Source organism: Bacteroides clarus YIT 12056 (genome assembly GCF_900129655.1).
Lineage (GTDB): Bacteria > Bacteroidota > Bacteroidia > Bacteroidales > Bacteroidaceae > Bacteroides > Bacteroides clarus.
This window is the reverse complement of the sequence record NZ_FQWK01000001.1, coordinates 26,314-41,425: the sequence shown is the minus strand read 5'-3', so window position 1 is coordinate 41,425 and position 15,112 is coordinate 26,314. Positions and strand designations below refer to the sequence as shown.

Sequence of the window (15,112 nt, the reverse complement as noted above, 5' to 3'; positions counted from 1 at the left end):
GAAGATATTTCCGGATGACAGGATGATAAAACAATAAGATAAGAGAATAAATATAAAGAGCATTTGAATCGTAAATAAAATAAAGAAATGGAATTTAAACTACATAACGGAAGCGGTAGTCTCTGCTGCAAAAGCTGCGGCAGGCAAGACAAACAGCTGAACACCTACGACTGGCTCGCCGATATTCCGGGCAATGCCGAAGAATCGGACATGGTGGAAGTTCAGTTCAAGAATACCCGTAAGGGCTATTTCCGCAACAGCAACAAAATTCCTTTGGAAAAAGGTGATATAGTGGCCGTAGAAGCTACTCCCGGGCATGATATAGGCGTAGTAACCCTTACGGGACGGCTTGTTCCGCTACAAATGCGTAGAGCAAACATCAAGTCGGAAGCAGATATCAAACGTATCTACCGCAAAGCCAAGCAGGTGGATATGGAGAAGTATAATGAAGCGAAAGCGCGCGAACACAGTACGATGATTCGTGCCCGCCAGATAGCTCTTGACCTCAACCTCAACATGAAAATCGGAGATGTGGAATATCAGGGAGACGGCAACAAAGCGATCTTCTACTACATTGCCGATGAACGCGTAGACTTTCGCCAGCTGATTAAAGTGCTTGCCGACGCTTTCCATGTACGTATCGAGATGAAACAGATCGGTGCACGTCAAGAGGCCGGACGTATCGGCGGTATCGGACCTTGCGGCCGTGAGCTGTGCTGCGCTACCTGGATGACGTCTTTTGTTTCCGTTTCAACCAGCGCCGCCCGTTTTCAAGACATCTCACTGAACCCGCAAAAGCTTGCCGGACAATGCGCCAAACTGAAATGCTGCCTCAACTACGAAGTGGACTGCTACGTAGAAGCGCAAAAACGCCTGCCTTCCAAAGAAATCGAATTGGAAACCAAAGACGGCGTATTCTATTTCTTCAAAGCCGATATTCTCAACAATCAGATAACTTACTCCACAGACAAGAATATTCCGGCCAATCTGGTTACCATCAGTGGCAGACGGGCTTTTGAAGTTATCGGTCTGAACAAGAGAGGTATCAAGCCGGAAAACCTATTGGAAGAGACACACCGCGCCGAGCCTAAGAAACCGGTAGACTTATTGGAACAGGAAAGTCTGACCCGTTTCGACCGCAACCGTAAGAACAAAAACGGCGGAGACGGCAATAACAATGGAAACGGTAACGGAAACAATGGCGGTAACCGGAATAAAAAGAGAAAAAAGAGCCCCAATAACCGACCGCAAGGCGGTGAACAGTCTGCCGCTCCGCAACAACAAGAGCAACCCAGACAGCAGGGAGACGAAAAACGACCGCAAGGAGATGAAAGACGCTCACAACGGAATAACAACAATCGTAAACGTCCTCACAACAACAGACCCAAACCTCAGGGAGATAAACCTGTTCAAAATGACAAACCCGCTCAAGAATAAGATAAAGTTTCTGAGATATATCATACTTCTGTTTATCGTAAGCGCATCAGGCGCTTGCGATAAACAGACTGTATATCACGCGTTCCAATCCATTCCGCAAGCGGGTTGGAAACGGCAGGACACACTGTTCTTCAAGGTCGCCGTACCCGACTCGCAAACTTACTACAAGCTGACTGTGGAAATCCGAAACCGTAACACCTACCCTTATCAAAACATAAACTTATCCGTTTGCTATGACAGCCCTGAATCTAAAAAGTTACAGGCAGACACGCTGACAGCCGTCTTAGCCGACAAAGAAGGAATATGGAAAGGAGATGGTTGGGGCGGTTTATATCAGTCCGCGTTTCCCGCCGGAAGCATCAAAATAGAGAAACCCGGCGATTATCTTTTCAAAGTAGCTTATACATTGCCTGACGATATTCTGCCCGGCATCAATGATGTCGGAGTCAAATTGCAAAGATAACATTATACCAGCCTCCTGTTTCTCCCCGCATCGATACGCAGGAATATAAACAACAGTATTGTAAAGCCCCATAACGAAGAACCGCCATAGCTGAAGAAAGGCAGCGGAATACCGATTACGGGTGTCAGGCCAAGCACCATACCGATATTTATAAAAAGGTGAAACAAAAAGATGCTCAGCACCGAATATCCGTATACCCTGCCAAACGCGGACTGCTGCCGTTCTGCCAATGCAATCAGACGAAGTATCAGGGTCAGAAACAAAAGTAACACAATCGTTGAACCGATAAAGCCTTCTTCTTCGCCTACGGTACAGAAAATGAAGTCCGTATCCTGTTCGGGGACATATTTAAGCTTAGTCTGCGTGCCGTTCAAAAAGCCTTTTCCGGTCAGGCCACCCGACCCGATGGCAATCTTCGACTGATTTACGTTATAGCCCGCTCCCGCCAAGTCCTCTTCCATACCCAACACAACCTTGATACGAATCTGCTGGTGAGGTTCCAATACTTTATTGAAGAAATAGTCGCTGGAATAGAGAAAACCTATCGAGCCTATGGCAAACAATCCGATAAGAAAATAGCTCCAATGACGTTCGCTCAAAGCAAGAAAGAATAAATAACAGGTTACGACTACGCATAATCCCCATTGCACCCATACCAGATTAAAGGGAGTCATATACTCCGAAACCAGATAAGCAATAAGCAACACGACAAAAGAACCACCGATGATATTACGGACAGGCTCCCATTTCTTCTTATACACCCATACCATTCCACCGGCAAAGAGCAAAACCATCGACAATACTGCAAACTCTCCGATAGGCGTTGGAGTATCCGCTATGAAAACCTGATCAAAGCGAATTCCCACCACAAAATATACCACAGCGCAAATACCTGAAAAGAGTACCACCCCGGGCATGCCTTCACGATAAAGCATCAAAAAGAAAGCCGTATAAACCAATGCCGAACCCGTTTCCCTCTGAAGGATAATCAGCATCATCGGCAAAAGGATAAGGAAAGCCAGCATCAACGCATTCTTCCAGCTTTTTATGGTAAACGAGTAGGCGCTCATATACTTAGCCAATGCCAATGCCGTGGCAAATTTGGCAAATTCGGCCGGCTGCAGACTGACAGGCCCTAAAATAAGCCATGAACGCGAACCTTTGGTATCAGGAGCGATAAAGATGGTTACAACCAATAAGAGAATGAGCCCTATATATATAATGTAGGAAAACATATCATAGAGCGTATCTTCCAGCATCAGCAAGATGAATCCCAATCCGAATGAACAGACAATCCACATGAACTGCTTGCCCGCACGAGTGGAGAAATCAAGAAAATCACGGTCACCATAGTCGTAACTTGCCCCGCAAACGCTGAACCAGCCGAATACAATCAACATCAGGTAGATTACAATCGTCACCCAATCCAATGATTTCCATATATTGTCTCTTCTTACCATTTATACCGCTAATGTTTGACTGTTTACTACCTTTCCTCGTCTCCGTACAAAATGATACGGTTACTGAACTCCTCCGCACGTATCTCGTTCTCCGGTGATAACTTGCCATGCAAATACTGATCCATCATCATTGCACCGATAGGAACACCGTAAGTCGCACCGAAACCGCCGTTTTCCACATACACCGCAATCGCAATCTTCGGGTCGTTCATCGGAGCGAATCCCATGAATACCGAATGGTCTCTACCCCGGTTCTGTGCCGTACCGGTTTTACCGCATGCCTCCACACCCGGCAGCATTGTACCTACCATACGACAAGTCGCACTACCCGTACTTCCTGTAACAGCGGCACGCATGCCTTCCACGACCTCATCGTAATATTCCCGGTCAACCGAAGTGACACGTGGAATACGATAGATGCTGTCCAGTTCATTATCTTGTATTTCCTTTACAATGTGCGGGGTTATGAAATGTCCCCGATTGGCAATGGTCGCGCCTAAATTGGCTATCTGCAACGGAGTGGCAAGAATCTCCCCCTGCCCGATGGCGATACTGATAACCGTAAGCCCGTTCCAGGAACCACGATATGCCTTATCATAGAACTTCGCATTAGGAATCAAACCGCGTTGCTCTCCGGGAAGGTCGGTACCGAGACGATAGCCGAATCCTTGGGAAACCATATGGTCTTTCCATACCGTTATGGCATTTTGAGGAGAGCCGTACTTCTTGTCGCTGAACATCCGGAACAGTCCCCAGCAAAAGTAAGAGTTACATGAAGTTGCTATGGCCGGAATCAGCGGCAATGGAGAACCATGTCCGTGACATCCCACATGTAAGCTTCCATAATTGAATCCGTGTGCACAGGGAAAAGTCGGATAATCCTCGTGAATGATTCCTTCCTGCAAGAATGTCAAGGCCTGCGCAGTCTTAAAAGTAGAGCCCGGTGGATATGCTCCCATGATTGCGCGGTTCAGCAAAGGCTTCCGTTTGTCTCTTTGCAACATCCGGTGGTTCTTTCCACGCTGGCGTCCAATCATCAGGTGAGGATCGAAAGTAGGAGAAGAAACCATGCAAAGTATCTCTCCCGTAGCCGGCTCAATGGCTACAATAGCTCCGATTTTATGTTGCAACAAACGTTCGCCCAGCCTCTGCAATTCAATATCGATACCTAAAGTCAGGTTCTTGCCGGGCACGGAGGGGCGGTCGAGCTTCCCATCCATGTAATGTCCCTGGATGCGTCCATGCGCATCACGAAGCAGAATCTCCACCCCCTTTTCACCACGAAGATACTTTTCGTAAGATTTCTCGATACCTTGCTTGCCTATATAGTCTCCCCGGATATAGTAATTATCCGCTTCAATATCTTTCTTTGACACTTCGCCTATGTCTCCCAACGCATGTCCGGCGGCATCATAGGTATACTGCCGGATAGTACGCCGTTGGATGTAGAAGCCGGGAAACTTGAATAGTTTCTCCTGAAATACACCGCACTCTTCTGCCGAAAGTTGTGTCATAAACACCTGATGCGTATATTTGGAATAACCGGGATTCATCCAACGGTTCTTTACATCCTTCATCCGCTTCTGAAACTGCTCGAGCGTGATGTTCAACGCACGACAAAAATCCAGCGTGTCAAGCTGTGTCACTTCGCGAGGCACGAACGTGATGTCGTATGCAGGCTGGTTAAAAACCAGCAGTTTACCGTTACGATCGTAGATAGCGCCGCGCGAAGGATATTGAATCTTATTCAAAAAAGCATTGCTGTCCGCATTCTTCTTGTAATCATCCGTCATGATTTGCAAGTCGAACAGACGAATCACGTAAATAAGGACAATGACGACAGCCGCCATACCTATCACATATTTCCGTTTCTCCAGCGTATAATCCTTCATACCATCGCGACCTATGAGTTATAAATACGAATACACATAACCAAGCAACCTCTTTTTACTTCTTCCGTATACCCTCTACCGCCATTATACAAGTTACAGTCAGCAAAGCGCTTGTTACAATTCTCAACAACAACGTGCCGATGTGGGCAAAGGAGAAGAATTCGAGGGTAAGCAACATCCCGTGATGTACCAAGACACTGACAACCAAATATTTCAGAAAAGGAGAGATTCCCATTGTACGGACTGCCGGAACCAATGTATCCAGCGTATCGCGAGGTACGAACAAACGTAAGAATGTAGGACGCAAAAAGGCCAACAGCACCGTAGCCGCCGCATTCATTCCCGGAGTATCGGAAAAGACATCAACCGCCAGCCCGAGAAAGAAAGCCCATAACATCAATGCATTACGGGGCACATCCGACTCAAACTTCAAGATCAGATATATATATAAAAACGGAGTGGCATATCCGGCAATATGCACATTGTTCAGTATCAGCACCTGCAATAACACCAAACCGATAAACCACCCTATCTTATGCAAATAATTGATTATCATTTTTCCCCTTCTTTTTCCAGCATGTCCTGTTCCTCCTGCCCGCTACGCGAAATGACACGCACATTGCTCACTTTACCGAAATCCGTAGCCAGCTTTATCTTCAACAGATACGACAGCCCGTCATGAGAATCGGACATATCATCGACCGTCCCTACCATAACCCCTTCGGGGAACACCGTAGAGTAACCGCTTGTCACTACCGTATCACCCAGGTTAAATTCCGCGTGACGAGGCAAATCTTTCAGATAGGCGAAACGCGAATCTCCGCCTTCCCACTTTAAATAGCCGAAATAATCACTGCCCACAATCTTGCAACTGATGCTCGACTTGCTGTTCAGCAACGGAATAACCAGCGAATAGCGGGGAGAAGTCTTATACACGATACCTACTACCCCGTTTGCATCCACTACACCCATCTCCGGACGAATGCTGTCTGACGAACCACGGTCTAATGTGATGTAATTATCCGCCCTGTTCAGGCTGTTCTTAATGACATTCGCCTTGAATATGCGGTAATCATCCGGAGCAAGACGGGCCATGCTATATAACTTTACCGAGTCCAGACCTCGTTCCTGCAGGCTTCTTTCAAGAAAAGCCACCCGTTGTTCCAGCCACATATTCCGGTCGAGCAAATCCTCGTTGACCGATTTCAAATGGAAGTAAGAACTGATGCCTCCCGATATCTCATAAACTTTCCCTGCCACTCCGTTTGCCGAGGTGAAATACACACTCTGCTGATAATGATTGAAGCGGAACAATAAAACAAAACTGGTAACCTCCAACAGAAGAAAGAGGAACCAGTAATTGTATTTAATAAGAAAGTTCAGTAAATTTCGCATACCTATCTCATCAGGAATGAGAAGCGGTCAACATTCTTCAATGCAATGCCCGTACCTTTGGCAACGGCATGCAAAGGGTCTTCCGCAATGTGGAACGGTATGTTAATTTTATCGGTCAGACGTTTATCCAATCCGCGAAGCAGCGCACCACCACCGGCCAGATAGATACCGTTGTGCACGATATCGGCATACAATTCGGGCGGCGTATTCTCCAATGCGCTCAAGATAGCGGTCTCAATCTTAGAGATAGACTTCTCCAGACAGTGCGCCACTTCCTGATAGCATACGGGTACTTCCATAGGAAGCGCCGTGATACGGTTCGGGCCATGAACGATATAATCTTCGGGAGCATCCTCACCCAATTCGGTCAAGGCTGCGCCTACATTAATCTTGATACGTTCCGCCATACGCTCACTGACCTTCACGTTGTGCTGGCGGCTCATGTACTCCTGAATATCGGCAGTCAAATCGTCACCGGCAATACGGATAGAGTTATTGGAAACAATACCGCCCAATGAGATAACGGCGATTTCCGTAGAACCGCCACCTATATCCACGATCATATTACCCTCCGGCGCTTCCACATCGATACCGATACCGATAGCGGCGGCCATCGGCTCAAATATCAGGTAAACGTCGCGTCCGCCGGCATGTTCGGCAGAGTCGCGCACGGCACGAAGCTCTACTTCCGTACTTCCCGAAGGAACGCCTATTACCATACGGAGCGAGGGAGAGAACAGACGATTGCGGTTGTTCACCATTTTAATAAGTCCGCGTATCATCTGCTCGCAAGCATAGAAGTCGGCAATTACACCGTCGCGAAGCGGACGGATAGTGCGTATGTTCTCGTGGGTCTTTTCGTGCATCATCTTTGCCTTTTCACCCACGGCGATCATCTTGTCCGTACGACGGTCCAAAGCTACTACCGAAGGCTCATCCACTACTATCTTGCCATTTGTGGTGATGATAGTATTGGCAGTGCCAAGGTCCATCGCTATTTCTTGTGTAAAAGAGAATAATCCCATGTTTCTTAAATGAAAAATTAGGAATGAAGAATTAAGAATACTATGCGGAATACCAACGCAAGCAAAGACAGCGCAGCCAATTCCTCATTCTTAGTTCTTCATTCATCATTAATATTAGTGTTTAAAGTGACGGAACCCTGTTATCACCATTGCAATGTCATGTTCGTTGCAATAATCAAACGAGAGTTCATCCTTGATGCTTCCGCCCGGCTGAATTACAGCCTTAACGCCTTCATTACCTGCAATTTCCACGCAATCGGGGAAGGGGAAGAAAGCATCGCTCGCCATTACGGCGCCGTTCAAGTCGAAGCCGAAGTTCTTGGCCTTCTCAATGGCCTGTTTCAAGGCGTCCACACGGCTGGTCTGACCTACACCGCTTGCCAACAACTGTTTGCCTTTAGCCAATACAATAGCGTTGGACTTGCTGTTCTTCACTATCTTGTTCGCGAAAAGCATATCTTCGATTTCCTGTGCAGTCGGAGCTTTGGTCGTCACAGTTTTCAAGTCTTCGGAAGTCTCGATCTTCAAGTCACGGTCTTGAACCAAAACGCCATTCAACAAAGAGCGGAACTGTTTCTTAGGCAGAGCAGCCTGCTTGCGAACCAGAATTATACGGTTCTTCTTCTGACCGAGAATTTCCAGTGCATCCACGTCATAATCGGGAGCTATGATAACTTCAAAGAATATCTTGTTGATTTCTTCGGCAGCCGCCTTGTCAATCACGGCATTTGTGATGAGCACACCGCCGAATGCAGATACGGGATCACCTGCAAGCGCATCGTTCCATGCTTCCAGTACAGTAGAACGTGAAGCCAAGCCGCAGGCATTGTTATGCTTCAGGATAGCGAAGGTCGTATCCGTAAATTCATCAATCAAATCAACGGCGGCATTGATATCGAGCAAGTTGTTATAAGAGATTTCCTTACCGTGAATCTGGTCGAACATGGCATCGATATTTCCATAGAAATAACCTTTCTGATGCGGGTTTTCACCATAGCGCAAAGTCTTCTGGTTATTGGCGGATTGACGGAAAGCAGACCCTTCTTCACCATCGAAATAGTTGAAGATAGCCGAATCGTAATGAGAAGATACGGCAAAGGCTTCCTTAGCAAACCAACGGCGTTCTTCGAGCGAAGTAGTGGCGCCATGCTCCATCAGTATATCGCGAAGCGGCTGGTACTGGGCTTGGGAAGCAACGATAACAACGTCATTGTAATTCTTGGCTGCGGCACGAATCAATGAGATACCGCCTATATCGATCTTCTCGATAATAGCCGGTTCTTCGGCACCGCTTGCAACAGTCGCTTCAAACGGATACAAGTCTACGATTACGAGGTCTATTTCGGGTATTTCATATTTTTCTATTTGCTGCATGTCTTGTTCCAGTCCGCGGCGGCAAAGGATACCTCCGAATATCTTCGGATGCAAAGTCTTTACACGTCCACCCAGAATGGAAGGGTATGTGGTAAGGTCTTCCACCGCCTTGCAGGGATAGCCCAAAGATTCGATAAATTGACGGGTTCCACCGGTTGACAGGAACTCTACACCTTCTTCATGCAGTTTGGTAATGATTTCGTCCAAACCTTCTTTATGGTAAACGGATACCAGAGCTGTTTTGATTCTTTTAGTTTCAGACATGGATTTGCGTATTAAAGTAATGCGTACATTTTACTATTTGATGTGCAAAGTTACGAATTTTGTTTATTCATACATACATTCATACACAATAAATTAGGTATAATTAAAAAAGGAAGTTATTATTAAATCCGGCACCTTCGCACAATGACATAAAAAAAGCCCCGCTGAAAAGGCATCCATACCTCTCCAGCGGGACTGAAATCTTTTATGGCAACCGGTCTGTTACCAGATGGAAACCCGTTTTTCTACCGGTACAAACATCGGATCATTTTCCGTCACATTGAAAGCTTCATACCAAGCGCCTATTTGCGGCAAAGCGCCGTTTACACGCCATTTACCCAAAGCATGCACATCGCTCTTAGTACGGTTCAGCACTTCTTCCGGACGGATATTGTTTCCCCATACGCCCGCGTAGGCAAGGAAGAAACGTTGTTCGGGAGTGAAACCGTCCATTACAGGCAGCGGATTAGCGGCCGTAGCTTTCTTGAATGCCTGATAAGAAACCTGCAAGCCGCCATGGTCGGCAATATTCTCTCCCAAAGTCATACGGCCATTGCCATACACACCCGGAGCGACTTCAATGCTGTCGAATACATTCACCATAACCTGGGCACGTTCGTCGAAACGTTTGGAATCCTCTTCAGTCCACCAGTCTTTCAAGTTTCCGTCCTTGTCATATTGGCGTCCCTGGTCGTCGAATCCATGAGTCATTTCATGACCGATCACCACTCCGATGGCACCATAGTTGAAAGCGTCATCCGCATTCATATCGAAGAACGGATATTGCAAAATACCGGCAGGGAAGCAGATTTCATTCGTTGTAGGATTATAATAGGCGTTCACTGTTTGCGGGGTCATCAGCCATTCGTCTTTATCCACCGGTTTGCCGGCTTTAGCCACCATCTCCGCATGACTCCATTCATTGGCACGCTCCATGTTCGCCCAATATGAATCATCTTTGATTTCCAGTGTAGAATAATCCTTCCAGGTATCAGGATAACCTATTTTCACATGGAAAGTAGCCAGTTTTTCCAACGCCTTTACCTTTGTAGAATCACCCATCCAAGCAAGGTTTTTGATGCGCTCACCCAAGCTTTCCTGCAAATTCTTCACTAAAGTCACCATACGTGCTTTGGCAGCGGCAGGGAAATATTTCTCTACATACATCTGGCCTACGGCTTCACCCAAAGCGGAACTTACAGTACCGACAGCTCTCTTCCAACGGGGTTGCATCTCTTGTGTGCCACTCATCGTACGTTGGTAGAAATCGAAATTCTGCTCCGCCATGGCATCATTCAAAGTACCTGCGGCGGCGTCAATCAATCTCCATTGCAAGTAGAGCCCTTGTTCGTCAACAGGCAGAGTATCCAGAATATCGGCGGCGGCTTTCAAAGAAGCAGGCTGGCCAACGATAATTTCCTTCACATCTTTCAAATCCAGAGCAGAAAGATAAGCGTCCCAATCGAAGGTAGGATAAGCTTTCTTCAACTCTTCCATGCTCATTTTATTGTAATTGGCATGCGGGTCACGCAACTCCGTACGCGAACGGAAAGCCTTGGCAAGACGTGTTTCCACATCCATCACGACATCCACACCTTTTTGGGCAGTAGCCTCATCGAAACCTGCCAACTGATACATCTTCTGTACGTGCGTACGGAAAGCGTCACGAATCTTAGCGGTAGCCGCATCATTTTCCAAATAGTATTCACGCTCACCCATACTCAGACCCGTTTGATAGGTCTGTACAGCATTCATGCTACTATTCATTTCATCCGCCCCTACATACAGAACGTTATAGGAAACAATACCTTTCTTCTGCATCTCGCCCAACAAGGCATAAAGTTCTTTTTTGTCTTTTAAAGCCCCCAGCCTGTCGAGTTCAGCCTTAATAGGAGTTATACCATCCTTATTCAGCTTCACACTGTCCATTACGATTTTGTACAAATCACCGACTTTCTGCGCTACACTTCCGGCTTCATGCTGAGTGGCAGCCAGTTCTTCGATAAGCCCCTGAATCTGCTTACGGTTATTTTCCGCAAGAATGGTAAAAGAGCCATACTGTGAGTACTCGGCAGGAATCGGATTGTTCTTCATCCAACCGCCGCAAGCGTATTGGTAGAAATCTGTTCCGGGCAAAGCCGTTGTGTCAAGATCGGCAAGATGAATGCCGGCCGTAAGTTCAGCCTGGTTCTTGCCAGTACCGCAAGCACCTGCCATCAGGCAAAATGCTGCAATGGGTAAAAAATGAAATACTCTCATACTTATATAAAATAAATGTTATTACGTTATCACTCCTTTTTCATCTCCTCCAGTTCACAGGAAGCAGAATCCCATTCTTCCATTACACGGTCTAACTGGGCTTTCAGTTTCTGGTGCTGTTCGTAAAGCGTCATATCCGAAGCACCTTCCGGTGTAGCCATTTTAGCTTCCAGAATAGCAATAGCCGCCTCCGTCTGCTCTATCTCCGCTTCACAATCCGCTACACGACGTTCCAGTTTTTTGAGCTTCTTATTGAACTCTTTTTGTTCCTCGTAAGAAAGCTTCGCGGCAGAAGGTTGCGCTGCTTCAGCATTACCGCCGGCAGCCGCTTTCCCCGCAGCCGGTGAAGCAGATAATGAAGGAGACTTCTGCAAATCGTTCAAGCTCTCTATCTGCTTTTTCTGCAAGAAATCATAGATACCGCCAAGGTGTTCTTTCACCAACCCGCCACCGAACTCATATACTTTAGTCGCAAGTCCATCCAAAAAGTCACGGTCATGGCTGACAATTATCACCGTACCGTCAAAATCACGGATGGCCTCCTTCAGTACATCTTTCGAACGCATATCAAGATGATTCGTCGGTTCGTCGAGAATCAGGAAATTCACAGGTTCCAGCAACAGCTTAATCATGGCGAGACGGGTACGTTCCCCACCGGAAAGGACTTTTACCTTCTTGTCCGAAGCCTCTCCGCCAAACATGAATGCTCCTAAAATATCGCGTATCTTCAGCCGGATATCTCCCACCGCCACCCGGTCGATGGTATCGAAAACCGTCAGGTTTTCATCCAGCAGTTGCGCCTGATTCTGCGCGAAATAACCAATCTGCACATTGTGCCCCAAAGTAAGCTTCCCGGTATAATCCGTAATCTCATCCATGATGCACTTTACGAGTGTGGACTTACCTTCGCCGTTTTTGCCGACAAAAGCCACTTTCTCACCGCGGTTAATAGTGAGATTTACATCGTGAAATATGACATGGCTTCCGTACGCTTTGGCAACATTTTCACAGATAACGGGATAGTTACCGCTACGGCTGCTGCACACAAACTTCAACCGTAAAGAAGAATTATCCTCTTCGTCCACTTCGATGCGCTCTATCTTCTCCAGTTGTTTGATACGGCTCTGTACCTGTACAGCCTTAGTGGCCTTATAGCGGAAACGCTCGATAAAGTCTTCCGTATCCTGTATCTGTTTTTGCTGGTTTTCGTAAGCACGAAGCTGCTGTTCTCGGCGTTCCTTACGGAGTACCACAAACTCATCGTACTTCACTTTATAATCATAGATACGCCCGCAAGTTATTTCAATCGTACGGGTAGTGACATTATTCAGAAAAGCGCGGTCGTGACTGACAAGCACCACTGCGTTGGCACGGGTGGAGAGGAAGTTTTCCAACCACTGGATACTCTCGATATCGAGATGGTTCGTAGGCTCATCAAGCAGCAACACATCCGGACGGCGAAGCAACAACTTGGCAAGCTCGATACGCATACGCCAACCACCGGAGAACTCACTCGTAGAACGGTCAAAATCCTCGCGGCTAAAGCCCAGTCCCTGAAGGGTACGTTCTATTTCGGCACGATAGTTTGTACCGCCCATCATCAGAAAACGCTCGTTTTCATGGGTAAAACGGTCTATCAATTTCTGATAATCTTCACTGTCATAATCGGTGCGTTCGGCCAACTGCCGGTTCATACGCTCTATATCAGCCTGCATCTCAAAGATATGCTCAAAAGCAAGTTCCGCCTCTTGCATGACGGTACGCTCATCACTGAGTATCATCACCTGAGGCAAGTACCCGATCGTACATTCACGGGGAACGGCCACAACACCGGAAGCGGGTTGCTGAATGCCGGCCAATATTTTGAGCATGGTGGACTTACCCGCCCCATTCTTACCGACAAGAGCTATGCGGTCTTTCTTATTAATAACATAAGAAACGTCTTCGAACAGAGGGGTAGCGTTAAATTCCACCTTCAGTCCTTCTACAGATATCATAGTGTCAATGAATTAATCGTTTAAGGCTGCAAAGGTAGCGATATTATTTTTATTCTCACGCAATCGTGTATTCAAAGCATACAACTACATTCATTTAAATTTCAATACTTGCTATATGACGTATCAAATGATATGGCGAACGGTCTGTCGAGGATTTTATAGTTACAATGCGATGTTTATCGCATTCAGATGTATTTTGAGGCAAGCTCAGTCCCATACTCAGGGTACCTCAGTCGTATACTGAGACAGGCTCAGTCCCATACTTAATCACGCTTTATAAATCAAACTGATAATCAATTAGTTACAAAACCCTCTTACAACTCATAAACCTTTACAAAAAATCCCCTCTCTCCCTTTCCGTCCAACCAACCTGGAGAACAAAAGAAGGAAAAGAGGGGATATTTTTATAAAGTAAACCGCTCGGATATTCCCTTAGAATAACTTAGCGGGATATTCTCCGGCATCTACCAACGCCTGAATCTTATCAACCACACTCTGACGGTCTTCCGGATAAGTCACGCCGAACCATTTACTGTTCGTATCGAGTACCTCTACCGTAGCAGTACCGTCATTAATCAGTTTATCCACCATCAAAGGAATAAAGAATTCGCTCTTCAAATTTTCCATATTCTTCGGATCACTGAGGAATGTCTTAAAGAACTCCTGGCTATAAGCAAAATAGTCGGGAGTAAAACCCCAGAAATTCATGCTGACCGGAGTAGTGTCGGGAGTAGCAGTCCACTCGCCATTATCATCGATATACTTCACCTCACCGTCCATACGTTGAATCTTGGTACGTTCTACAACGGAAGTCAGCAGATTATCGGCATCCGTACCGCAAAGACCGCGAGATACCGTGCCGCTTTCACTTAATGTATTTCCAATACGGAAACCCACCATCGAATATTTATTCTTGGAACCATCGGGAAGTTCTGACAAGAATTTACCCATTACCCGGAAAGAATCGCGACCGTAGAAATCATCGCAATTGATAACGGCGAACGGTTCCTTTATCACATCGGCGCCCATCATTACGGCATGGTTAGTACCCCATGGTTTGGTACGGTCTGCCGGGCAAGTAAATCCTTCGGGAAGCGCATCCAGTTCCTGGAACACCAGTTCGCACGGAATATGTCCTTCGTATTTGGAAATGATTTTATCGCGGAAGTCCTGCTCAAAGTCTTTACGGATAACGAAAACGAGCTTACCGAATCCGGCATTGATAGCATCGTAAATAGAATAATCCATAATAGTTTCGCCATTGGGGCCCAGTCCATCTAACTGTTTCAAGCCACCGTACCGGCTGCCCATACCGGCTGCCAATAAGAATAAAGTTGGTTTCATATTAGTTATTATTTAAAAAGGTTAGTGTATCATGGTTGATAACAGATGCAAAAGTAGTAAAATTTATATCAGAAAAGGGGAGATTTTAGTCCATTCTTTTCTATAATCGTACAAAACTCCACCTTATTGACCGGTACTTCCGCATTGAGTCCGTTTTTGGGCAAATACGATTCACTATTGTCTGCAAAGCCGGCAGAATCTC

Annotated in this window: 11 protein-coding genes; 2 read left to right on the top strand and 9 right to left on the bottom strand. The window is 46.4% G+C overall.

Annotated elements, in window-relative coordinates; all coding sequences use genetic code 11:
- Window positions 1-87: 87 nt before the first annotated feature.
- A complete protein-coding gene (locus BUB52_RS00160) occupies window positions 88-1,437 on the top strand; it encodes a PSP1 domain-containing protein (RefSeq protein WP_009122857.1) in 1,350 nt (449 codons plus the stop codon).
- The gene (locus BUB52_RS00155; RefSeq protein ID WP_009122856.1) at window positions 1,415-1,900 is read left to right on the top strand and encodes a gliding motility lipoprotein GldH; all 486 of its coding nucleotides are present in this window, start codon (window positions 1,415-1,417) and stop codon (window positions 1,898-1,900) included. Before BUB52_RS00160 ends, BUB52_RS00155 begins: the two co-directional genes overlap by 23 nt.
- A gap of 2 nt (window positions 1,901-1,902) precedes the next feature.
- Here BUB52_RS00155 and rodA read toward each other — a convergent pair whose 3' ends face one another.
- The 9 genes from rodA to BUB52_RS00110 form a co-directional block, all read right to left on the bottom strand.
- Window positions 1,903-3,360 carry a rod shape-determining protein RodA gene (gene rodA / locus BUB52_RS00150; RefSeq protein ID WP_009122855.1) on the bottom strand — a complete coding sequence of 486 codons (1,458 nt, stop codon included), beginning with the start codon at window positions 3,358-3,360 and terminating at the stop codon, window positions 1,903-1,905.
- A 26-nt stretch (window positions 3,361-3,386) separates the two neighbouring features.
- The gene (gene mrdA / locus BUB52_RS00145; protein ID WP_009122854.1) at window positions 3,387-5,252 is read right to left on the bottom strand and encodes a penicillin-binding protein 2; all 1,866 of its coding nucleotides are present in this window, start codon (window positions 5,250-5,252) and stop codon (window positions 3,387-3,389) included.
- Between the two features lie 55 nt (window positions 5,253-5,307).
- Window positions 5,308-5,808 (bottom strand): rod shape-determining protein MreD, encoded by a 501-nt coding sequence (gene mreD / locus BUB52_RS00140; protein ID WP_009122853.1) that lies wholly within the window; start codon window positions 5,806-5,808, stop codon window positions 5,308-5,310.
- Window positions 5,805-6,647 (bottom strand): rod shape-determining protein MreC, encoded by an 843-nt coding sequence (gene mreC / locus BUB52_RS00135; RefSeq protein WP_009122852.1) that lies wholly within the window; start codon window positions 6,645-6,647, stop codon window positions 5,805-5,807. Before mreC ends, mreD begins: the two co-directional genes overlap by 4 nt.
- 2 nt (window positions 6,648-6,649) lie before the next feature.
- On the bottom strand, window positions 6,650-7,672 hold the full coding sequence (locus BUB52_RS00130; RefSeq protein ID WP_004288960.1) for a rod shape-determining protein: 1,023 nt from the start codon (window positions 7,670-7,672) through the stop codon (window positions 6,650-6,652).
- Window positions 7,673-7,786: 114 nt separating this feature from the next.
- A complete protein-coding gene (gene purH / locus BUB52_RS00125) occupies window positions 7,787-9,310 on the bottom strand; it encodes a bifunctional phosphoribosylaminoimidazolecarboxamide formyltransferase/IMP cyclohydrolase (RefSeq protein WP_009122851.1) in 1,524 nt (507 codons plus the stop codon).
- A 222-nt stretch (window positions 9,311-9,532) separates the two neighbouring features.
- Window positions 9,533-11,569 carry a M13 family metallopeptidase gene (locus BUB52_RS00120; RefSeq protein ID WP_009122850.1) on the bottom strand — a complete coding sequence of 679 codons (2,037 nt, stop codon included), beginning with the start codon at window positions 11,567-11,569 and terminating at the stop codon, window positions 9,533-9,535.
- Window positions 11,570-11,598: 29 nt separating this feature from the next.
- The gene (gene abc-f / locus BUB52_RS00115; protein WP_009122849.1) at window positions 11,599-13,566 is read right to left on the bottom strand and encodes a ribosomal protection-like ABC-F family protein; all 1,968 of its coding nucleotides are present in this window, start codon (window positions 13,564-13,566) and stop codon (window positions 11,599-11,601) included.
- 432 nt (window positions 13,567-13,998) lie between these two features.
- On the bottom strand, window positions 13,999-14,910 hold the full coding sequence (locus BUB52_RS00110; RefSeq protein WP_009122848.1) for a nucleotidyltransferase family protein: 912 nt from the start codon (window positions 14,908-14,910) through the stop codon (window positions 13,999-14,001).
- Window positions 14,911-15,112 lie beyond the last annotated feature (202 nt).